The following is a 21,532-nucleotide window of genomic DNA, read 5'->3' as shown; positions in this document are numbered from 1 at the left end:
GGGCCGAAATCGAACCGAGGGGCACCGCCGTGCGTTGCGCCCGCCCCCCACCCAGCGATCTGGACAGTGACGAATGTCCATGCATTGACAGTCCCTGCAACACGCTTGTAACCTTTCAGCAAATTTCAGCCAGGCTTGCAAGATTCCGGCAAGCCGGCACTCCCCCACCGCACCACCATCCCCCGCTCCCGTCAGGAGTCCCCATGCACCGACGTCGACGCGGCTCGGCGCTCCTCGCCCTCGGCCTGATCGCCAGCCTGCTCGTCCCCACCACCGTGACGGCACCCCCGGCCGTCGCCGCCCCGCCCGGCGGCAAGAAGGTCATCGTCCAGCTCTTCGAGTGGAACTGGCCCTCGGTGGCCAGCGAGTGCCAGAGCACCCTCGGCCCGAAGGGTTACGGCTACGTGCAGGTCTCGCCCCCGCAGGAGCACGTGCGGGGCAACCAGTGGTGGCTGGCGTACCAGCCGGTCAGCTATCGGATCGAGTCCCGCAAGGGCACCCGGGCCCAGTTCCAGTCGATGGTGAACACCTGTCACGCGGCCGGGGTCAAGGTGATCGTCGACGCGGTGATCAACCACATGTCCGGTCAGGACAACGGCGGCACCGGCTGGGCCGGCTCGGCCTACTCGCACTACGACTACCCGGGCGTCTACCAGACCCAGGACTTCCACCACTGCGGGCGCAACGGCGGCGACGACATCGCCAACTACAACGACCGGTACGAGGTGCAGAACTGCGAGCTGGTCAACCTCTCCGACCTGAAGACCGAGTCGGACTACGTGCGTACGAAGATCGCCTCGTACCTCAACGACCTGCTCTCACTCGGCGTGGACGGCTTCCGGATGGACGCCAGCAAGCACATGCCGGCCGCCGACATCGCCGCCATCAGGGGCAAGCTGTCCCGCTCCGCGTACATCGTGCAGGAGGTCATCCACGGCGCCGGCGAGCCGGTCCAACCGACCGAGTACACCGGCAACGGCGACGTGCACGAGTTCCGCTACGGCAAGGACCTGGCCCGGGTGTTCCGCTCCGAGCGGTTGGCGTACCTGCGCAACTTCGGCGAGGGCTGGGGTCACCTGCCCACCGGCCCGGCCTCGGTGTTCGTCGACAACCACGACACCCAGCGCGACTCCGGTGGGGTGCTGACCTACCGCGACCGGGGCATCTACGCGCTGGCGAACGCGTTCATGCTGGCCTGGCCGTACGGCTCCCCGACCGTCATGTCCAGCTACACCTTCAGCAACCGGGACGCCGGCCCACCGTCGGACGGTGCCAACAAGACGCTCAACACCACCTGCTACTCCGGCTGGGAGTGCGAACACCGCTGGCCGGTGATCGCGAACATGGTCGGCTTCCGCAACGCCACCGAGGGCGCCGGCGTGGCCAACTGGTACGACAACGGCAACAACCACATCGCGTTCAGCCGCAGCGGCAAGGGCTTCATCACCGTCAACGACGAGGATGCCGCGGTGAACGGCCGCTCCTACTTCACGGGGCTGCCCGCCGGCCGATACTGCGACGTCATCCACGGCACGTACGCGGGCGGCACGTGCAGCGGACCAGTGATCACGGTGGACGGTAACGGCTGGTTCGTGGCCAACGTGCCGGCGCACGACGCCGTGGCCATCCACATCGGCGCACGAATCTGATTCGACCGGGGCCTCCGGACGGCGGTTCTCGCCGAACCGGGGGCCCCGAAGCATCCGCCACCATAGAGTGGTTTCGTGCCGTTTGACCGAAAGACTCCGTACCATCGTCGCGGCGTCTGGGTGGCCGCCGCGATCGGCGTACCCGCGCTGCTGGTGACCGCGCTGCTGGTCGGCCAGGCCCTCACCCCCAGCTCGACGGCCCCCGACGACCGCAACGTGGTGGTAGCCGACCCGACGCCGAGCAGTGTGGAGCAGAGCCCGGAGGAGTCGATCCCCCCGGCCGCGCCCGCCCCGGACGGGCTGCCGGTGGTCGACTACGACCCCGCGCCCGGAGGGTTCCCCGCCGATCCGAACACCATGGACGTCACGCCGCTGACCGACGGCGCGCACCCGACCAGACGGATCGCCGCGTACGACGCACCCGGCGGTCGGCCGCGCGCCTTTCTCGAACCGACAATCAACGGTGTCGAGCTGACCATGCCGATCGCCCAGCGGCGTGCCGGCTGGACGGCCGTCCTGCTGCCCTCGGCCAACCGACGGCTCGCCTGGCTGCCTCCCGGGGGCTTCGAGACGGTGCCGCTGCGCGACCAGATCGTGGTGGAACGCAAGGTCCACCGGCTCACCTGGTACCGGGCCGGCAAGGCGGTGCGCTCCTGGGAGGTCAGCCTCGGCCAGTCGGGCCAGGAGACCCCGCTCGGGCGGACGTTCATCCTGGGCCGCACCCCACCGCCGGAGGAGGTCTACGGCGGAGTGGACATCTACGCCCTCGGTTCGGTGCCCGACGACCCGGAGTCGGTGCCGTCCGGGCTGCGCGGGGCGCACATCGGGGTGCACACCTGGTACCACGACGACGAGCTGGGCGAGAACACCACAAACGGCTGTATCCGGCTGACCCGCAGCGGTCAACGGGAACTGCTCGCCGAGGTCCGTCCCGGCAGCAGCGTCGTCGTGATCGACCAACTGGCCGCCCCGCCGCCGACCGCCTGAGCGCCGGCACGCGCCGTCACTCGCCGAGCAGCCAGCCGTTCTGCTCGGCGACCCGGAGCGCGTCGGCCCGGTTGCGGGCACCGGTCTTGCCGATCGCCGCCGACAGATGGTTGCGGACCGTGCCCTCGGACAGGTGCAGCGCCCTGGCCAGGTCGGCGACGGTGCCACCGCCGCGTGCGGTGCGCAGCACCTCGGTCTCCCGCTCGGTCAGCGGGCTCACCCCGGCGGCCAGGGTCTCCGCGGCCAGCGTCGGGTCGACCACCCGCAGGCCGGCGTGCACCCGGCGGACCGCGTCGGCGAGCTGCCGGGCCGGGGTGTCCTTGACCACGAAACCGCTCGCACCCGCCTCCATCGCCCGACGCAGGTAGCCGGGTCGACCGAAGGTGGTCACCACCAGCACCCGGCAGGTCGGCAGCGCGGCCCGCAACGCCGCGGTGGCGGCGATCCCGTCCAGGCCGGGCATCTCCACGTCCAGCAGGGCGACGTCCGGCGAACTGCGGCGGGCCTCGGGCACCACCTCGTCGCCCCGGCCGACCTCGGCGACCACGGTCAGGTCCCCCTCCAACGAGAGCAGGGCGGCCAGCGCACCCCGGACCAGCGCCTGGTCGTCGGCGAGCAGCAGCCGGATCGGCGTGGACCCGCCGCTCACCGGGACTCCCCCGGCGCGTGCACCCGCAACAGAAAGCCGTCACCCGCCGGCCGACGACCGACGGTCACCACCGCGTCCAGCCGCCGCGCCCGCTCCCGCAGGCCGACCAGCCCGTGCCCGTTCGCGTCCGGAGTGGACGGGCCACGACCGTCGTCACTGATCTCGACCCGATCCGGGTGCACCCGGATCACGCAGCACCGCGCCCCACTGTGCCGAACCACGTTCGTCACCCCTTCCCGTACCGCCCAGCCGAACAACCGGTCCCACTCCACCGGCAGGTCCGGCATCTCCGCTGACACGTCCGCCGCGATGCCCGCCGCGGCCAACGCGGAGCGGGCGCCGGCCAGCTCCGCGGCGAGGCTGACCTCGCGGTACGCCCCGACAGTCTGTCGTACGTCAGCCAGCGCGGCCCGGGCCAGCGCCTCCACCTCGGCGATCTCGGCGGCGGCCCGGTCCCGGTCGACCTCGATCAGCCGCCCGGCCAACTCGGCCTTGATCGCCACGACGGTGAGCGAGTGCCCGAGGATGTCGTGCAGGTCGCGGGCGGCGCGGGCCCGCTCCTCGGCGACCGCGAGCCGGCCGATCTCCTGCTGGGCGGCGCGGAGTTCGCTGTTGCGCTGGGCTAGCCGGGACACCCCGAACATGGCGAACGAGGCGAGCAGCACCGCGAAGGTGACAGTGCTCTCCCCCGTCCAGGTCGGCACCAGCCAGGCCCCCACGAGTGGGATCAGCGCGCAGAGCGCCACGATGATCAGCGCCTGCACCGCCGACAGCAGGAACACCGCCGACGCGGCCACGAACACCAGCGTCGCCGTCCAGTCCCCGGCGGTGCCTGGAATGCTGGCCAAACCCAGCACGACCAGCCCCACCAGCGCGATCCCGGCGCGGCGTGGAGGGATCGGTCGGAGGTGCTCGCGCAGGTTACGGGCCCACTGGAACAGCAGCACGTAGCCGAGGCCGAAAGCGAACAGGGTGGCGACGCCGACGATCCGCCGCCACGGCTGCGGCTGCTGCAGCGCTGTGGAGAGCGGCACGTTGAGAAAGAACAGCCACACCCCAGCCAGCAGCCAACCGGTGAACCGCCATCGGCGGCTCACCGGTCGGGGTTGACCCGTCAGGGAGTCCATCGGGTTCACGCTAACGGTCGCGGCCGGTCAGACCCGCGCGGTGTCCCGGCGGAACAGCCGGGCCGCTCCGACGCCGAAGAGCAGCGCCCAGACGACGAGGTTCGCCACCGCCGCCATGCTCACCCCGTCGCCGGTCAGTGGGGCGCGGGCCAGCACGCCCATGCCGTACACCGGGGTGAACTTCGCGACCTGCTGGAGCACGTCCGGCAGTACCTCGACCGGGACGAACAGCCCGCCGAACATGGCCAGCACCGCCAGCACCGGGCCGATGATCTGCATGACGTTCTCGGCCGGCGCCAGGTAGCCGATGAAGAGACCGAACGCGGCGAAGACCAGCGAGCCGAGCCAGGCCGCGAGCCCGGACAGCAGCCAGACGTACGCCGGGACGCGGACACCGGCCACGGCACCCACCAGGAACTCGACGACGACGGCGAGCAGACCGAGGCTCATCGCGGTGATCAGCTTGGTGGCCACGTACGCCGCCGGGCGGAGCGGGGTGAGCCGCAGCTGTCGGCTCCAGCCCAGCGCCCGCTCGGTGGCCACCGCGCCACCGACACTTGTGGTGGCCACCATGGCCGCGTACACGGCCAGGCTGATCATGACGTACGCCGTCACCGGCCGACCGTTGTCCAGTGACTGCCCGCCCTGCGGCAGGCCGAAGATGAGGAAGAAGACGCCCGGCATGATCAGCGTGAAGGCGAGGGTGCGGCGGTTGCGCAGCACCCGGCGCAGCTCGATACGCAGGGCGCCCGGGGCGAACCCGCCCAGTGCGGGCAGCCGACGGTCCGGCTCCGTGACGCCGGCTCGGGTGGGGGTCGCGGTGGTCATCTCAGGCTCCGGTCTGCGCGGTGGTCAGGGCGAGGAAGGCGTCCTCGAGGTTGCGGGAGGTGATCTCGACGTCCCGGGCGCCGGTCCGGGTCAGCAGGTACCGGGCGATCGCGTCCGAGTCGCCGGTCCGCACCAGCACGCTGTCGCCGCGCACCTCCACGGCGTCCACGCCGGGCAGCGCGGCGAGCGCGGCCTGGTCGGCGCCGGGCAGGGTGGCCCGCACCGTACGGCCGGCGGCCAGGTTCTTGATCTCGGCGGTGGTGCCGTCGGCGACGATCCGCCCCTGCCGGACCAGCACGATCCGGTCGGCGTACGCGTCCGCCTCGTCGAGGTAGTGGGTGGCGAAGATGACCGTCCGTCCGCGCCGGGCGTCACGGCGCAGGGCCTGCCAGAAGTCCCGCCGGCCCTCGACGTCCATGCCGGTGGTCGGCTCGTCGAGCACCATCAGGTCCGGGTCGGGCAGCAGGGCCAACGCGAAGCGCAGTCGCTGCTGCTGACCACCCGAGCAGCGCCCGACCACCCGGTCGGCGATGTCGGTGATGCCGGCGCGCTCCAGCACCTCCGCCGCCGGGCGGGTGTGCCGGTAGAAGTAGGCGGTCATCCGGACCGTCTCGCCCACGGTGAGGTCCTTGAGCAGCCCGCCGGTCTGGAGTACGGCGGCGACCCGGCCCCGGGCCACCGCGTCGTCCGGGGTTCCGCCGAGGACCCGGACGGTGCCCGTGTCCGGGCGGGACAGCCCGAGCAGCATGTCGATGGTGGTGGTCTTGCCCGCGCCGTTCGGGCCGAGGAACGCCACCACCTCGCCGGGCTGCACCCGTAGGCTCAACCCGTCGACAGCGGTGACCGCGCCGAAGCTCTTGGTGAGGCCGTCCAACTCGACAGCCGGATGCGTACTGGTCATGCCACTGATGCTCCAGCGGCGCGTACCCCGATGCCCGGAGCGGTCGTCACGCCCCGGCCGTGACATTTGTCAGGGCGGGTTTCCCGGGTTTCCCGGCCCCGCAGCGGGTAACCGCCGGCCGAACGCCGCGACACCGGGAGGACGCGATGGGTGCCACGCCGCAGGGTCAGGTCGACACGATCGTGCTGATCCACGGACTCTGGATGACGCCGCGCAGCTGGGAGGGGTGGGCCCAGCGGTACACCGAGCGCGGCATGCACGTCATCGCCCCCGCCTGGCCCGGGATGGACCGGTCCGTGGAGCAGTTGCGCGACGACCCCAGCCCGATCGCCGAGCAGAGCATGGCCACCATCGTGGCGCACTACGACAAGATCATCCGGGCGCTGCCCCGACCACCGATCATCATGGGGCACTCGTTCGGCGGTCTGTTCGCCCAGGTCCTCGCCGACCGGGGTCTCGGCGCGGCGGTGGTGGGTGTGCATCCCGCGGCGGTGAAGGGCGTGCTCAAGGTGCCGCTGAGTCAACTGCGCTCAGGCTTTCCAATCCTGCGTAGCCCCGCCAATCGGGGCAAGGCCGTCCCGTTCACCCAGGACGACTTCGCCTACACCTTCGGCAACACGATGAGCCGCGAGGACTCCGACCGGGCCTGGCAGCGCTACGCGGTCCCCGGCGCCGGTCGGGTGTTCTTCGAGGGTGCGTTCGCCAACCTCGACCCGCGCTCGCCAGCCCGCGTCGACGTCGGGCGTAACGACCGGGCGCCGCTGCTGCTGATGGCCGGCGAGGTCGACCACGTGGTGCCGGCGTCGGTGGTCCGCAGCAACGCCGGGCTGTACCAGAAGTCCCGCGCTCTCACGGCGTACGAGCAGTTCGCCGGCCGATCACACTTCACCGTCGGGCAGGACGGGTGGGAGCAGATCGCCGACTACGCGCTGGACTGGGCGCTGCGCGCGGCGGCCCTGCCCCGGGAGGCGACCATCGCCAGCGAAACCCCCCGCCGCTGAACCGCCCATCGCCGATACTCACTGAGGAACCAGTGCACCCACTACTAGACGATGACGAACCGTACGGGTTCGTTCAGCACCACGGCAGCGCCCTCCGGGTCGGCCAGGCGCGCAGCCAGCGTGGCTGCGGCCAACCGTTTCGGCAGGGCGGCGCCGAACTTGAGACCGTCCAGGGCCTTGTCGTTGACCTCTGGCAGGCACAGTCGGGTGGCGGCGTCCGCGGTGAGTGCCCGCCAGGCCGCAGGTGTGACGTCTTCCCGTAGTCGGATGCTGTTGCCGTCGAACCGCTCCACCGGATCGACGACTTCGCCCAGCGTGGCAGTCAACGTGGCATTCGTCCGGAAACCCGCCCAGGTCCACCAGCGCAGGTCACCGCTGCCCTCGCGGACAATGACAGTGCCACCGGGGTGCACCAGGTGCAGTTTCTCCTCGCGCTCCCGCGCCAGGCGAGTCAGCGCACGACGGGTGAGGGCGACCGGAGGCTCCGCTCCCAGCAGCACCTCACGCATCGCCCGGGTGATCTCGTGACTGCGGTACGCCCACCCGGTGCCCGTCCAACGGGCACGTCCGCCGCCGTCGGCAGGCTCGACGAAACACCGCCGACGGCGCCAGTCGATGTACGTAACGCGCCAACTCCGGCCGCTCAACAGCAGGCGGCGTTCGCCCCGGACCTCCTCGGTGAGCAGGCTGGGATCGATCCGACCCAGCTCGCTACGGCCCAGGAGGACGGTGAACTCGGGCGGCCCGGTGAATACGGCCGTCATCTCCATGAAGTGACGACGGCCGAACCGCTCCTCAGCGGTGGGACCGATGAAGAGCATGCCCTCGTCCTGCTCCAGATAGCCGTGCTCGACGAGGTGTCGAACGATCGGTCGGGCGTTCTTCTCAAAGGGCGGCAGCTCGTTCCATGCCTGGATCCAGGTCTCCGCACCGATCCGATGCTCCTGAAGACAGAGCGCGAGCACCTGTTGCGCGACGATGTGCCGAGGTTCCGGCGGTGCGGTGACCGGCTCCACCCAACCTCGCGACCAGAGCAGGAGCAGCGCGGCCGCCTCCACGAGCGGCTGGCCACCGAGCGTCAGGAACAGGCAGTTCCGGCTGCTTCCCGGACGGCGACCGGTGCGTCCCAGCCGCTGCAGAAAGGACGCCACGGTGGCCGGCGCGTCAATCTGGATCACCCGGTCCAGGTCGCCGACGTCGATACCGAGTTCGAGTGTGCTGGTTGAAACGATGACGCAGTCTCGTGACTCACCAAACGCCTGTTCCGCGCGGCGCCGCTCGTCCACGGACAGCGACGCATGCGACAAGAAGGTGGTAACGCCCTGCTCCCGTAGCAGTTGTCCGAGCTCCTCGACTGTCTGCCGGGATTCGCAGAAGACCAGCCGCTTTTCACCCGGATGCAGGGCGGCGATCACGGCTGCGGCGTTGGTGAGCGAGCCGACATAGTCCAGCTCGATCTCGCCCGCTGGTGCGCCACCCTCGACTTGGACCACCTCGGGTGCGACGACCTGAGCCGGCCGGCTACCCGCACCGGAGCCCTGGAGCCAGGTGAGCAGGTGGCCGGGGTTGCCGACGGTGGCGGAGAGCCCGATCCGCTGCAGCGGCCGGCCAGCCACCCGGGTCAGGCGTTCCAGTACGGCGAGCAGGTGCCAACCTCGGTCATCTCCCGCAAAGGCGTGCACCTCATCAACGACCACCGCTTGAAGACCGGCGAAGAACTGGCGGTGGTCGACGTTGGCGCTGACCAGCATGGCTTCCAGTGACTCAGGTGTGGTCAGCAGGATGTCCGGCCGCTCGAAGAGCACTGCCCGCCGCCGCGAGGCGCCGATGTCCCCGTGCCAGAGGGCCACCCGCCGCCCGAGCCAACCAGCATATTGCTCTAGTCGAGGCTCCAGGTTGTTGAGCAGCGCCTTCAGCGGGGCGAGGTAGAGCACCGACGTACCAGTCCACTGGTGCGCGGCCATCCGGGACAGCAGCGGAAACAGTGCGGCCTCCGTCTTGCCGCCCGCCGTTGGGGCGAGCAGGAGAGCATCTAGACCACCCTGCACCGGGACGATCGCTGCGCGCTGCAATGGACGCAGGTCTCGCCAACCCAGGCTGTTGACCACGTGGTGCACCACGACCGGGTCAAGGTCTGGCAACACGTCAGAGCGTCAGTTCGATGTCGTCGGCGCGAGCGGCAGCGTTGCGCTCGACCTCGGTCAGCTCGTCGGCCCGCAGGGCCAGTGCGTAGTGCCGCCGCGGCTCCCAGTCGGCGAACTGGTCCACCCGGTCGAAGACGTCCGCGACGAGCTTCTTGAGGTAGACGCGGGGTGCCACCCCGACCTGACCCCCCAGCGCGCCGGTGACGGCCCGGGCCAGTGTGGCGAGGTAGTCGTCGTCCACCCGAGCGTCGACCTGCGCGCTGGCGTAGATATCTCGCACCCGGCTGCCGAGTTCCACCAGGGCGTCGACAGTGAACCCGGATAGCCGCAGTTGGGTGGCGCGGGGGTTGTCCCAGCGCGGGTCGGGGCCGAGGTCGGTGGCGAGACGTTGCGCGAGCGGCGCGAGGCGCTGGACGCCCTGTGGGCCGTCGAAGAAAGCGGGCGTCCCCGTGATCACCAGCAGGAGTCCAGGGAACCGGTCCGCGTGAACCTCGTCGATGAGCTGTCGGAGGGCGTTCAATGCCTTGTCCCGTGCGTCAGAGCGCACCCGTTGCAGCGTCTCGACCTCGTCCAGCACCAGTAGTAGCCCCTGGTGGCCACTGTCGCGCAGGACGGTAAGCAATCCTTGGAGGAAGCTCAGCGCGCCGTAATGGTCAAGGTCGCCCTTGACCCCAGCTGCCCGCCGCGCGGACGCGGCGACGTACGGCTGCCCACCCAGCCAGGCTGCCAATCCGTCGGCGGTGAGGTGGTCACCGCTGGCACTGGCGGCTCGGTAACCGCGCAGGGCTGCGGCGAAGCCCGGGGTGCTCCGCGAGATGTCGCCCAACCGGCGTTCCAGCAACTCGCCGACGGCTCGGTCCAGCGCCTCGGCATCGTCCTCGGTGACCGCGCCGCCGGCGAGGACGTCCTCTTCGAGCGCAAAGATCCAGCCATCGAGTACGGGTCGGAAGGCGCTTGGGGCGAACTGCTCGGTGCTGAGATGTTCGACCAGCCGCCGGTAGACGGTCTCCATCCGGTGCAGTGGTGTCTCCAGCTCGGAGATCTGCACCTCTGCGGCGGCGAAGCCCCGTCGCTTGGCGCGTTCGGCCAGCCACCGCGTGAAAAACGTCTTGCCGGCCCCGTATTCGCCACGCACGGCCTTGAAGACGCTCCCGCCGCTGGCGACCCGTTCCAGGTCGTCGTCCAGCGCGGTGGTGAACCGGTCCAGCCCGACCGCGAGTGCGTCGAGTCCGTTGCTCGGGACTACCCCGCGGCGCAGCGCGTCGACGATGTCCCGGCGGCGGCGGGCCGACAATTCCACGGTCACCGCGGCTCCAGCTCGAACTGCTCGATCAGCAACGCGCGGTTGAGGTGAACGGTGCGGCCGTCCGCGTCGAGGGTAAGCACGGGATATCCCTCGACCTGAAGGAGCCGACGCAACGCCGTGATCGTGCCATTGATCCGGTGCGCCGGTACGCCGGACCGGGCGGCGAGGGTGTCGAGGGTCGCCCGGTCACCGCCGGCGATCAGCGTGTTCAGCAGCGCGGCGACCCGTTCGTCGGCCAGGGGCAGCCGGGGGTCACGCCGTTGGGCGTAGCGCTCGCTGGAGAGCAGGGCCGCCACCGGGTCGGGCGCGGTGGGTACCGGCTGCGGTGCGGCAGCCGGCGCGACGACGGCCGGCATCAGGTCGAAAAGACCGTCGGTCTGCTGCTCGACGGATTTGCGCGGGCGACGCCGGGTTGCCGGCGGGGGGTCAGCTGGCAGGGATGTGCTCTCCGTCAGCGGTTCGCGCCACCAGTCCGGGCTGGCCACCGGCGCACCGGCCCAGCCGGGCACGGCGGAGTCGTCACCGGCGATGAGCACGAGCAGCGGGATGACGGCTTCCGCTGGCGCTGCGCCGCCGTGGTAGCCCGCCTTGCGCGGCCCGTACCGCACCTCTTCTCGCCAGGGCAGGACGACGGATCCGCCGCCGAGCGCCACCCGGCTGCCGGCGACGGCCACCTCGGCGTCACCGGGCGGATCGGTAGGCGGTCGCCACCGGTTCTCATTGCTGGCGCTGGGCAGGGTAATCGACTCGGGGCCTCGGTCGACGACGTGGCCGTGGTCGGAGACGATGACGACCACTCGATCTGGGTCGCCCGCAGAGGTCAGCAGGTCGCCGACGGCGGTGATGGTGTCGTCGCCCCAGACGGTGGTCCCCGGGTCGCTGCGGTCCAGCGCGTCGTCGATCGTATTGACGACGGCGGCGACCAGGCGGATCGACTTGTCGTCGAGGACAGCGAGCACGTCCGGGTCGAGGGCCGCTCCGGCTCCGGCCCGCAACGCCGATTTGTGCAGCAGCCGTCCGGCAGCGAACCGTTGCTGGAAGGCCTTCCGCTCGGCCTGCTGGCCGCCGGCAGCGATGCGCCCGCTCAGCAGGCTGCACCGGCTGGCCTCGGTGACGGTGGGCAAAGCCGCCAACACACCCGTGCGCGGGCCGCCATCGGGGGTGAGTTCCACCCAGGCGCCGCTGCGGGTGACGGACTCGGCCAGCTCGGTCGCGGCGGCGACACCCATGCCGTCCATGACGAGCAGCAGCACCCGGCGACCGGTGTCGAGGACCGGCTGGACCACCCGCTCGAGCACATCTTCGACGCGCAGTAGCGCACCGGGCTCCGCTTCGGCGCTGCTGGCGGCGGCGAGCAGCGTGGCGAACTGCTGGTCGTGCCGAGAGCGTCGGGCGTCGACAGCCCGGTGCAGCAGTCGGTACGCCTCGGCGACCTGTGGGTCGGGATCCCCGGCGAAGACGTCGAGGCGGGCCCTATCGACCCAACCGTCCTGCCGGACCTGCCGGTGCAACGCGTCGAGCAGGGTGGTCGGTGGCGGGCCGTCGGTGGTGTGCAGCCAGCGCAGCAGGCGGACGGCCATCCGGGCGGTCTCGACCCGGCGCGGCTCAGCGGCCCGGTGCTCCTCCACCGTGGAGAGGGCCGACTGTGCCCGTGCCACCGCCGCCGAGAGCGCCGACCCACTGGCCGGCACGGCGAGCCGTACGGCGTCGGCGAAGGCCCGCAGACGCTGAACGAATCCGCTGGGCAGGACGGTCGAGGCACCGAGCATGGCCGTGATGCCGATCTCGGCAGCGATCGCCTCGGCCCGGCGCAGTATCCGCATCGCCTCGTCCCGGCCGTTGTCACCCGACTCGACAGTCCGGTAGACCCACGCCTCGGCCGCCTGGTGCAGCGACTCGGCCTGCTGCGGGCTGGGCCGGAGCCCACCGAATCGGGGCTCCAGCCGGGTACGACCGACAGCCGCCTCCACCTGGACGGCGCCACCGGAGCCGGCGCTCCAGAGCAGCCCGGCCAGCAGCCCCAGCGGGATGACGTCGACGCCGTGTCCGGCGCGTACGGCGGCCATCATCGGGACGGCAGCATGGCCGGCGGTCCCGGCCAGGTACGCGGTGATGCCGTCGGCGACGGCCTCCGGCAGCTGGGTGAAGCGCAGTTGCCGCCGGGCATCGGTGCTCCACTGCACCAGGCCGCTGTCGTCGAGTTCGGCGGGTGGCAGGTCGAGCAATTCGGAGGTGAGGCTGCGCAGTGCGTGGTCGCGGGTGAGGATCGCGCCGGGCGGGGCGGGCCAGCCGTCGGTTGGGGCGTTGTCGGTGAGCGCGTTGGCGACCCAGCGTCCCACCCGGACCAGGGTGGGGTCGAGGGCGGCCACCCCGCCGAACATCTGCCGGACCAGGTCCCACGGGTCGATCTTGCGGACGGTCTGCTTGCTGAGGTGGGCGAGGACCCCGTCGCCCAGTTCGGTGTCGGTCAACTCGGTCAACAGGACCAGCCGTTCGCCGTCGGCCCGGTCGTGCAGGGCGGCGCGGGCGGCCAGCGGTGTGGGACACGGGACGACCCGGACCCGACAGCCGTTGATGCTGAGCACCGTTTCGGCCGGCCCGTCGGGGCGGGCGGTCAGCGCGATGGCGTCCGCCGGGTCGTCCTCGGCCAGCCACGCCTCGACCTTGCGGCGGATCGCGTCGGGCGGGGCCACGCCGACCGGCACGCTCACGATGCCACCTCATTACGACCGGCCGCGGATCCCGCCGCGCCGGCTCGCCGGTGTGCGCCGCGGCTGGCCGCCGAGCCGGTCACCGGATCTCCCAGGTGACCGTGACGCGCCGCCCGGCGGTGATCTCGGCCGCGATCTCGGCAGCTACCTTCTCCCAGGTGGCCGCATCGGCGACCTCGCGACGTTGATGGGCGACCACGATCAGCCGGTCACCACCGGCCACCGCGACCGGCCCGGCCCCACCGGTCCCCTCGATCTCAGCCGCACGGCCCGGCCCGCCAGGGCCACCATTCGCGGGCACTTCGACAGGGCCGGACTCGCGGGGCTGCTGCTGCCCCGGGACCGTGACGGTGGGGATCGTCCCCCCGCCGTTCGGCGTACCGCCGGGGTTGTTGTCTGTGCGGCCCTGCGGCGGGTTGGTGGCGAGCAGCGCCGCCGACGCGTCGACTGCCGTCTGGAGGGCGTCCACCAGGTCCTGCCCGTGCTGCTGGTGCCGGGCGACCTCCCGGAGCTGCCCGATGATCGCCTGCGCCTGCTCGTCGTGGGCGGCCCGGGCCGAGATCGCCTGGAGCAGGGACCACTGGTGGCCTCGGGCCATGGCGGTGAGGATGGTGCCCGCCTGGCTGAGCAGCTCCCCGACGGCCTGGTCGTCGACGTCGCCCAGGTCGGCACGGGCAATCGTTTCGACCAGCACCACGTCGTCGCGCTCGGTCGCCAGCTCGGTCACGAGTCGGGCCGCGCGGCGTGCGGTGGCGAGCCGGCCGGTCGGGGCCGACGTGTCCAGGCCCAGCACGTCGGCGTGGGCTTCCAGTGCTTCGACGAGGTCGCGCGCGGCTTTCGTGCGCGTGCTCGCCGCCGTGCGCAGCGTTCCGGCGAGTTCACCGAGGTTGGCCGGCGTCCGCCAGACGGGCAGCACGCCGCCGAAGATCGCCGAGCCCCGGCGGACCGCATCTGCCCAGGCCTGCTCGTCGGGCATCGGTGGGTGGCGCAGCTCCAGCTCGTCGCGCACGAGGGCGAGGTTGGTCACGTCGACCTTGCCGCCGTGCTGGTACCAGGCGAGCTGCTGCTCCAGCCCGAAAACGACGATGATCAGGTTTTGCAGCTCCCGGTCGAAGCCGAACGCGGCGGGCTCGTCGATGAGCCGGCGCAGCACGTGCACCGGGAAGTGGTCGGTGTAGCCCTCGTTGGCGGCTGCCTGAAGCAGGTGTTGACTCCACCGGCAGGTGCTCGTGTTGAGCACGTAGCGGCCTTCGATCAGCTCACCGAGGCGCAGGTTGTTGCAGACGCGCCGGAGGATGCGCTGGTCAACCGGGTTGGGCACGCTGACACCGCGGGCGGGGTCGGCGGCGGCCAGCCGGGCGTACTCCAGGATCTTGGTCATCTCGCTGCGGGTGACGGGCTTCTCGTCGTCCGGCATGGCCGGACGACCCGGGTAGGACCAGGCAAGGAGTTCCCCGGTCAGGTTGTGGAACGCCTCGGCGAGGGTGCCGCCCCGGGGGTCGCCGACGTGCAGGCCCTCGGCGAGGGTGTGGAACACCCCGATGGCGTCGTCCTGCACGTCGGAGCCGCGCGACGTGGCCGACCCGTACGCCTGCATCATGGCGCTGATCAGCGTGCCGCGCAGTTGGGTCTGGCGCTGCTGGAGGTAGACCCGGCCCTGCTGCCGATCGGCGAGGGGCCAATCGGCGGCCAGCGAGTTGAGCCGGTCGCCGGTGCCGTTGCCCAGCAGGTAGTTGATCCTGGCAAGCTGGCCGACCTTGCCCATCAGCTCGTCGGTGAGGAAGTAGGGCAGCCAGAAGACGGTCCGGGAGCCGCGTTCCAGGCGCTCGATCCGGGCGCGGTCGGCGCTGCGCTCGTAGCCCTGTGGGTCGAACGGATAGTCGATGATGACGCGCCACGCCTCGCCGGTGGCGATCAGCGCGGAGACCGGCATGGTGTCGGGGTCGCGGACGTTGCCGAACTTGACCTGGAGGGTGTGCCGCCGGCCGCGCCAGTCCCGGGAGTGCAGCAGCTCACCGAGCTGCCCCTCGGCGCCGGCGATGCCCATCTCCGCGGTGACCAGCTCCCGGATGAGCTGCTGCCGGACGCCGGTGGTGGTGGCCTCGTCCTCGGGGACCAGGTCGAGCAGCTTGTCGTAGTCGACGGTGTGCAGCTTGAGCGACACCACCGGGTCGGGGGTCTTGGTGAGGTGCAGCTCGCCGGCGCCGTCAGCGACCCGGTTGAGCCGGTTGAGCACGATCTGCCGCTCGTAGCCGGGGATCGGCGAGGTGATCGAGCCGAAGTTCAGCGCGTGCAGCTTGGCGGCGGTGAGGTTGTGCAGGGCCGGCACTTCGGGGACCAGCGCGCCGAGCAGCACCGTCTTGACCAGCTTGTCGTCGAGCTGGAACTGCTGGTGGCCAGCCGCCTGATCTTCGGTGATGCCGTTGAGGTTGAGCAGGATGGGGCGCAGCTTCTGGGTGTAGAGGGTGCGGGCGGCCTGGAAGAGCTGCTTGAGCTTGGGCCGGTCGGGCAGCTCGCCGTGCAGCACCAGGGGGTCGAAGAGGGCGGCCACCCCGATCAGGTCGTTGACCCGCAGGGTGTCGCGGCGGTCGACGAGCAGCTCGGTCATCACCTTCAACGCGGTGCGCTCGCGCTGCAACGCCTGGGAGAGCGCGACCAGGGTGGCGACCAGGGCGGGCGAGAAGGGGTAGAGCTTGCGGAAGGCGGCGGCGTCGGAGCCGATTCCGGCGTCGCCGTACTGGGCGCCGAGCAGCAGGGCGTCCCAGACCTCCCGGTTGCCCTTCACGGCGGCGAAGGCGTTGTCGATGACCGCCCGGCCGTCGTCGGTGAGCGGCTTGAGCAGCCGCTTCTCGGTGATCTCGGGCAGGTTGGTGTCGGCGAGGACGATCTCACCGAAGCGGCCCTGGACGCTGCGCATGACGTGCGCGAGGGCCTCCCGCTCGGTGCCGCCGACCTGGGGGCCGAGGAAGTCCTCCAGGTTGCGCTGCCGGGCGACGAACGAGATCAGCGGCAGCGGCCGGGTGGCGTCGGCCGACTCGACGAGCTTGTTGAGCTTCGCACCCTCGGTGTTGACGAAGGTGTGGTCGCTGATCTTCGTGGAGAGCCAGAGGATCAGCTCGTCGAGGAAGAGCACCAGCGCGTCGTACCCGAGAGCCTTGGCGTGCCGGGTGATCACTGCGAGGCCGGTGTCCAGGTCGAGGTACTCCCCGCTGCGGACCGCGCCGGTGAAGAACGTGCTGGTCAGCGCGCTGACCAACCGGTCCCGCTGCTCGGTGCCGGGTACCGCCGCCGCAGCGGCGGCGTAGCTCTGCGGGGTCCAGCCGTCGGCCTGGGCGCGCAGCGCGGCGAGTGAGAGGCCGCCGCCGGCCGCGGGTGCGCCGCCACCATCGCGCAGCGCCGCGAAGAAGGCGTCGTCGCCCATCCGCTGGCGCAGCCGTGCGGCGTCGTCGAGCATCGCGTCCGACCGGTGTACGGCGGGGACGGGCGCCTCCGGGTGCAGCGCGGTGATCTGGTTGAGGTAGCCCTCCAGAACGGCCTGCTCGACGGAGCGCGCGTCGAGCATGTGGAAGGTGAGGGTGAGCAGCTTGCGGTCGCGCAGCCAGGGGTCGGCGGCGAGGACCGGCTCGGCCAGGCCGCGCACCTCGCGGGCCTCCGGGTTGTGCTGGAGGATCTCCCGTAGCACCGCCATGAAGTGCGACTTGCCGGAGCCGAACGAACCGTGCAGGAACATCGCCTGGGAGCGCCCGGTGGTGACGGCGTGGCCGATGCGGCGCAGCGCCTCGGCGAAGTCGTCCCGGAGCTGGTCGGTGACCACGTAGCGGCGCAGGTCTGCGCCCTCGGCGGCGCGGACGACGAAGTCACCGTCGCCGACCGAGGTCGGAATGTCGATCACGTCCCGTAGCAGGGTCATCACCGCTCCTCGCACTTGCGCCCCGTGAGGCCGGCGTCACCGGCAACCCGCCGATCCTAAGGTGTCATCGCCGCAGGTCCCAGCCCGCCGGTCGAGCGACCGCACACATCATGGGAGCGCCACCGCAGCGCTCACCGCCGGCGGAACCGCCGGGAACACCCGCCGTCGTGATCGGGCCGGAGCACGCAGCGCCGGCCGCCGGGCAGCAGCCGGTCGCAAAAGACCCAGTGGCGTACGTTCTGCGCGTCCTCCGCTGACACGGTGGTGCCGCCCGGGTCGATCTGCGGCAGAACGTGCGTCCAGTGCGCCACCACCCGGGCGAGCCGCTGGGCGGAGAGCAGGTCGCTGGCGACCACGGGCAGGTGGATGACCCAGCGCTCGGTCACCGGTCGTACCCCCGCTCGTTGCGGGCGCGGGCCTGCTCGGACTGCCAGCGGCGCAGCGCGTCCTTGACCCGATCGGTCTCCCGGCGGCTCTGCGCCAGCGCGTCGTAGACCACGGCCAGGTCACCGGCGACCCGGTCGAGGAACTCTCGCACCTCCTGCGGGTCGAGCACGCGGCGTCCGAGCGGAGTCGGCCGGAAACCCCGCTCGCGCACCTGCCAGGGCCGCAGCGGATGGTAGGCCGCCGAGCGGTAGCAGGTCGGCCCGCTGACCGACCGCTGACGACTCCGGGCACGCCGGAAGAAGACGCGCATGACAGGACCTGCCTCTCACCGTCGAGATTGACCTGTGGATGGGGTAGGCCCACCGGCCCACCCCGCACCGGCGGACCCACCCCGGCACCTGCCACCGCAGCCTTCAATCAGCAGTACGACAGCAGGGCCTGTCGAGCAGCCAGGAAGGTGAGCGCCTTTCGTCACTCATGCGATCCGGGGCCTCACTCATCGTGCAGGCCTGCCGGCAGTTTATGCAACTCCCGATTCGGGAGTGTGTCGTTGCGAAGCGTGTCCGATTACGCCAAACTGACGACTATGACTGGAAGTCCGACCGTCCGACGTCGACGCCTGGCTGCCGCGCTTCGTCGCCTCCGCGAGCAGACCGGCATGACCGCCGACCAGGCCGCCAAGGAGGTGGGCATCTCGAAGTCGGCGATCAGCCGGATCGAGAACGCCCAGGTCTCCGTCATGCCGCCGGTCGCCCGCGGCCTCCTTGAGCTGTACGGCGTCGAGGGTGACGAAGTCGACGCACTTGTTCAGGTGGCCCGCGACGCCCGCAAGCGCGGCTGGTGGCAGGCGTACGACGACGTGCTGCCGGACTGGTTCGAGGTCTACGTCGGACTGGAGGCCGAGGCGGCGGAGATCCGCGCCTTCGAGCCTCAACTGATCCCCGGCCTGCTCCAGACCGCTGATTGCGCCCGCGCGGTCATCCGTGCCGAGCATCCGGATGCCCCCGGCGACGAGGTGGATCGGCGGGTAGAGCTGCGAATGCGCCGGCAGAACACCGACACTCCCCCGAAGCTCTGGGTGGTGCTCGATGAGGCGGCACTGCGGCGGCCGATCGGCGGTGCGGAGGCGTTCCAGGCACAGTTGCGGCGGCTGGCCAAGGAGGCCGACAGGCCCGGCCGCACCATCCAGATCCTGACGTTCGGCGCAGGCGAATACGGGTCGATGGGCAGCGCCTTCAGCGTGCTGACCTTTCCCGAGCCGGCCGATCCGGGGGTCGTCTATGTCGAAACCCGCGCGGGTAGCCTTTACCTCGAAGGCCAACAGGTCAGGGAGTACAGCCGGGTCTTCGAGCATCTGGTCGCCACGGCGGCCAGCGCCCGGGAGTCACGCGACCTGATCCAGGGGGCGATTGACGAGCTATGAGAGGACGACGCGGGTGGAAGAGGTCAACCAGGCAGCGGTGACCTGGCGCAAGAGCACCCGCAGCAACGGCTCCGGCAACTGCGTCGAGGTCGCCGACAACCTGTCGGGCATGGTCGCACTGCGCGACAGCAAGGACCCGAGCGGCCCGGTGCTGACCTTCACCCTGAAGACCTGGACCGCCTTTTTGCACGCCGCCAAGCAAGGAAGAGTCAGCCTGCAATAGCCAAGGTCCCTCGGCGCCGGCCCGCTTTACCGAGCGGTGCACGGACTGACGGGGAGGCCCCACGCGATACGAACGTCCTCCGAACTGACCTAGTCTGATCTATGCCTCGGCCCGCTTCGGTGACAGCATCTGGGGATGGCGTTCTCACCCCTTCTGGGCGGCCAGCCGCCGGCTCTGTCAACATCCGGCACATACGAGGTCGAGTCGACCTGGAAGTTGGCTGACGTCGTCAGCAATGCGGTCCTGCAGAAGACCGGGCGCAGGGTGGACATCCGTCCGCTGCCGGAACTAGAGAGTGAAGTAACTACTCGCAGCGTCCGTCCCCTGGATCTGCTGCTCGGTCTTGGCAAGACGACGAGCGCCCTACCGGGTCTCCATCAAGCAGGTGCTGGTGGGCTACCTGGACTCACGGCTCTCCGCACCGCCAGTCGCTGGGCCATCATTCGATATCTGTGGGCCTTCGCGGAGGCGCGTCCCGACCTTCGACTTTCGGCACTGACGAATCAGGTACGGAACCATCAGCGCTCTCTCTTCTCGGAACACTTTGGGATCGCCGTGGCCACGGATCTGGTGGAACAACTGATACTTACCGAGCCTGCCCAAGTGGTTGACGCAGACGCAGTGAGTTACGACGCCGTCCTCGGTCCTGCACTCGGCGGTTTGGGATCTCACAAGCCCGACTACTTCTGGTACAACATGCGCCGCGGGAACTTGACGGATGTTGTGGTGCTTGAAGCCAAGGGCAACAGCTCAGGGCGACGGACGACCATCCTGCAACTGGCCCGTGGCGTGCAACAGGTCCTCGTACCGAAACCCGTGACCGGCGCAAACATGCGTCGCATCGTGGTTGGTGCGTGTGTGGCTGGACGCAGGATTAAAGGATTCGCTTTGGAAGTCGGCGAGCCCGATGAAGAGACTCGTGGCGACATCGCGGCAGCGTTCGCCATGGAGGAGGAAGGGGAAAGGCCACGCTTCGGAAACCACGAGGATCCGAGCTGGATCTCGGCGGAGGCTCTCGCAACTCCCGTCAACAGCGATGAGGTGGTACGTGAGGTTTCGGATCTTGACCGAGCCCGTCTCTTCACGTTCGCCGGCTTGGCCCCGGAACCAGCAGGGCACCTACTGCAAACAGACCGTCAAGCTGCTAACCCCCAGGATTCCGTTGAGTCCGACGTCGTTGATGTCGTCGATGTCGATGGGACCTCGTTCCGCTGCGAGAATTCCCTGATCAACCTTGGCGGTCGTTACCTAAGCGTGCGGACAGGCGTAGCCGAAGATTTCCTCTCCGTTGCCGGCGACACTCAGGGCGACTTTGAGCAGCGCCGCGCCCTCTACTTGGAGGGCCGACCGGGTAGAACCCCATATGTGTTGAGGCCAGGCCGCTCGCGGACCCGCCCGCAGGAGGCGCTGGCCGTTGTCACGTCAGCGGACGGCTGCATGCTTTCGGTGTCGATGCTGGACTGAGCCGGGAGCAAGGGATAGTCCACCAACCGCTTGGAAGTGCACAGTCACCCGAGACGATGGCGATCCGCGCACTCTGGCCGAGGTTGGAAGCGCCGCAGCAGCAACAAGTGAAAAGGACCCTCGGGAGGACAAGATGCCAACTCATCAGCAGACCCACCAGGCCGGCCGTCATCTGGTCGTCGGTCAGGCCCTGCTACGTGGCCACCGCGCGAGCCTCTCCGGTGCGCAGACCTTCGTCGACGTCGATGGCTGCCGCGCCGCCGTGATGGTCGCCGGCAAGGGCGCCTGGATGATCGCGGATATCGACACGTTCACCGACAGCACTGTCGGCACGTACGTGCTGGTCGACGTCTCGGGGGAACACCCCCGGTTCTTCATCGCACCTGGCGACGAACTGCGTCATGACGTGCGGCAGCGCCACCAGCAGTTCATGGCCCGGGTGGGCGTCAGGCCACGCAACAAGGAGAGCCGCCACACCAAGATCGAGCCGCAGAACGTCGCACGGTGGGAGAACGACTGGTCCGCCTTCGGCGGGTAGAGCGGGAGCCGTCCATGTACGACATCGATGAAGTCTGGGCCGCGATCACCGAGCACGCCGGTCAGACCTTTCGAACGGCCAGCGGGCTGAAGTTTCACTACACGGTTGACGGAGACCGACTGCTGACCGACCGCACCAACCATTGGATCCACCGCAGTCAGCTGAATGCCGCGCTGGGCCTGTGGCCGGTGGCTGGGCCCGGCGCACTGAACAACGTCGTACGCGGGCCCAGCTACCTCTACGCCCTACTTGCCGACCGACGGATCATGCCGGATTCCTGATGC

At 70.3% G+C, this 21,532-nt stretch carries 18 protein-coding genes; 8 read left to right on the top strand and 10 right to left on the bottom strand.

Annotated elements, in window-relative coordinates; all coding sequences use genetic code 11:
• The first annotated feature begins 203 nt into the window (after nucleotides 1–203).
• Together ACIBD9_RS10335 and ACIBD9_RS10330 are read left to right on the top strand one after the other, a co-directional pair.
• Entirely contained in the window at nucleotides 204–1,649 is a 1,446-nt protein-coding gene (locus ACIBD9_RS10335; protein ID WP_396716362.1) for an alpha-amylase family glycosyl hydrolase, read from the top strand.
• 75 nt (nucleotides 1,650–1,724) lie between these two features.
• Nucleotides 1,725–2,636 carry a L,D-transpeptidase family protein gene (locus ACIBD9_RS10330; protein ID WP_396716360.1) on the top strand — a complete coding sequence of 304 codons (912 nt, stop codon included), beginning with the start codon at nucleotides 1,725–1,727 and terminating at the stop codon, nucleotides 2,634–2,636.
• 16 nt (nucleotides 2,637–2,652) lie between these two features.
• Here ACIBD9_RS10330 and ACIBD9_RS10325 read toward each other — a convergent pair whose 3' ends face one another.
• Genes ACIBD9_RS10325 through ACIBD9_RS10310 form a run of 4 tightly spaced genes read right to left on the bottom strand, consistent with a single transcriptional unit; the run spans nucleotide 2,653 to nucleotide 6,141 of the window.
• Complete coding sequence (locus ACIBD9_RS10325) at nucleotides 2,653–3,285, bottom strand: response regulator (RefSeq protein WP_396716358.1); 633 nt, start codon at nucleotides 3,283–3,285, stop codon at nucleotides 2,653–2,655.
• Entirely contained in the window at nucleotides 3,282–4,412 is a 1,131-nt protein-coding gene (locus ACIBD9_RS10320) for a histidine kinase (RefSeq protein ID WP_396716356.1), read from the bottom strand. The genes ACIBD9_RS10325 and ACIBD9_RS10320 overlap by 4 nt, the downstream gene beginning before the upstream one ends.
• Nucleotides 4,413–4,439: 27 nt before the next feature.
• On the bottom strand, nucleotides 4,440–5,240 hold the full coding sequence (locus ACIBD9_RS10315) for an ABC transporter permease (protein WP_387171963.1): 801 nt from the start codon (nucleotides 5,238–5,240) through the stop codon (nucleotides 4,440–4,442).
• A 1-nt stretch (nucleotide 5,241) separates the two neighbouring features.
• A complete protein-coding gene (locus ACIBD9_RS10310; protein ID WP_387171964.1) occupies nucleotides 5,242–6,141 on the bottom strand; it encodes an ABC transporter ATP-binding protein in 900 nt (299 codons plus the stop codon).
• Nucleotides 6,142–6,287: 146 nt separating this feature from the next.
• Here ACIBD9_RS10310 and ACIBD9_RS10305 point away from each other — a divergent pair, with 146 nt between their 5' ends.
• Complete coding sequence (locus ACIBD9_RS10305; protein ID WP_396716354.1) at nucleotides 6,288–7,142, top strand: alpha/beta hydrolase; 855 nt, start codon at nucleotides 6,288–6,290, stop codon at nucleotides 7,140–7,142.
• Nucleotides 7,143–7,186: 44 nt separating this feature from the next.
• Here ACIBD9_RS10305 and ACIBD9_RS10300 read toward each other — a convergent pair whose 3' ends face one another.
• The 6 genes from ACIBD9_RS10300 to ACIBD9_RS10275 form a co-directional block, all read right to left on the bottom strand.
• Entirely contained in the window at nucleotides 7,187–9,286 is a 2,100-nt protein-coding gene (locus tag ACIBD9_RS10300) for a DEAD/DEAH box helicase (RefSeq protein ID WP_396716352.1), read from the bottom strand.
• Nucleotide 9,287: 1 nt separating this feature from the next.
• Entirely contained in the window at nucleotides 9,288–10,592 is a 1,305-nt protein-coding gene (brxD, locus tag ACIBD9_RS10295) for a BREX system ATP-binding protein BrxD (protein WP_396716350.1), read from the bottom strand.
• Complete coding sequence (gene pglZ, locus ACIBD9_RS10290; RefSeq protein ID WP_396716349.1) at nucleotides 10,589–13,303, bottom strand: BREX-2 system phosphatase PglZ; 2,715 nt, start codon at nucleotides 13,301–13,303, stop codon at nucleotides 10,589–10,591. The genes brxD and pglZ overlap by 4 nt, the downstream gene beginning before the upstream one ends.
• Nucleotides 13,304–13,382: 79 nt before the next feature.
• The gene (locus ACIBD9_RS10285; protein WP_396716347.1) at nucleotides 13,383–17,213 is read right to left on the bottom strand and encodes a phage resistance protein; all 3,831 of its coding nucleotides are present in this window, start codon (nucleotides 17,211–17,213) and stop codon (nucleotides 13,383–13,385) included.
• A gap of 131 nt (nucleotides 17,214–17,344) precedes the next feature.
• Entirely contained in the window at nucleotides 17,345–17,599 is a 255-nt protein-coding gene (locus ACIBD9_RS10280; RefSeq protein WP_396716345.1) for a hypothetical protein, read from the bottom strand.
• The gene (locus ACIBD9_RS10275; RefSeq protein WP_396716343.1) at nucleotides 17,596–17,910 is read right to left on the bottom strand and encodes a DivIVA domain-containing protein; all 315 of its coding nucleotides are present in this window, start codon (nucleotides 17,908–17,910) and stop codon (nucleotides 17,596–17,598) included. Before ACIBD9_RS10275 ends, ACIBD9_RS10280 begins: the two co-directional genes overlap by 4 nt.
• A 276-nt stretch (nucleotides 17,911–18,186) precedes the next feature.
• Between ACIBD9_RS10275 and ACIBD9_RS10270 the strand changes: the two genes are divergently transcribed.
• The 5 genes from ACIBD9_RS10270 (at nucleotide 18,187) to ACIBD9_RS10250 (ending at nucleotide 21,529) form a co-directional block, all read left to right on the top strand.
• Complete coding sequence (locus tag ACIBD9_RS10270) at nucleotides 18,187–19,023, top strand: helix-turn-helix domain-containing protein (RefSeq protein ID WP_396716691.1); 837 nt, start codon at nucleotides 18,187–18,189, stop codon at nucleotides 19,021–19,023.
• A 13-nt stretch (nucleotides 19,024–19,036) separates the two neighbouring features.
• The gene (locus tag ACIBD9_RS10265; protein ID WP_396716341.1) at nucleotides 19,037–19,246 is read left to right on the top strand and encodes a DUF397 domain-containing protein; all 210 of its coding nucleotides are present in this window, start codon (nucleotides 19,037–19,039) and stop codon (nucleotides 19,244–19,246) included.
• A gap of 135 nt (nucleotides 19,247–19,381) precedes the next feature.
• The gene (locus ACIBD9_RS10260) at nucleotides 19,382–20,710 is read left to right on the top strand and encodes a hypothetical protein (RefSeq protein WP_396716339.1); all 1,329 of its coding nucleotides are present in this window, start codon (nucleotides 19,382–19,384) and stop codon (nucleotides 20,708–20,710) included.
• Between the two features lie 133 nt (nucleotides 20,711–20,843).
• On the top strand, nucleotides 20,844–21,248 hold the full coding sequence (locus ACIBD9_RS10255; protein WP_396716338.1) for a hypothetical protein: 405 nt from the start codon (nucleotides 20,844–20,846) through the stop codon (nucleotides 21,246–21,248).
• A 14-nt stretch (nucleotides 21,249–21,262) separates the two neighbouring features.
• Nucleotides 21,263–21,529 carry a hypothetical protein gene (locus tag ACIBD9_RS10250; RefSeq protein WP_396716336.1) on the top strand — a complete coding sequence of 89 codons (267 nt, stop codon included), beginning with the start codon at nucleotides 21,263–21,265 and terminating at the stop codon, nucleotides 21,527–21,529.
• Nucleotides 21,530–21,532 lie beyond the last annotated feature (3 nt).

Source organism: Micromonospora sp. NPDC050784 (assembly GCF_044456765.1).
Classification (GTDB): Bacteria; Actinomycetota; Actinomycetes; order Mycobacteriales; family Micromonosporaceae; genus Micromonospora; species Micromonospora foliorum.
This window is presented reverse-complemented; position numbering and strand designations above follow the sequence as displayed.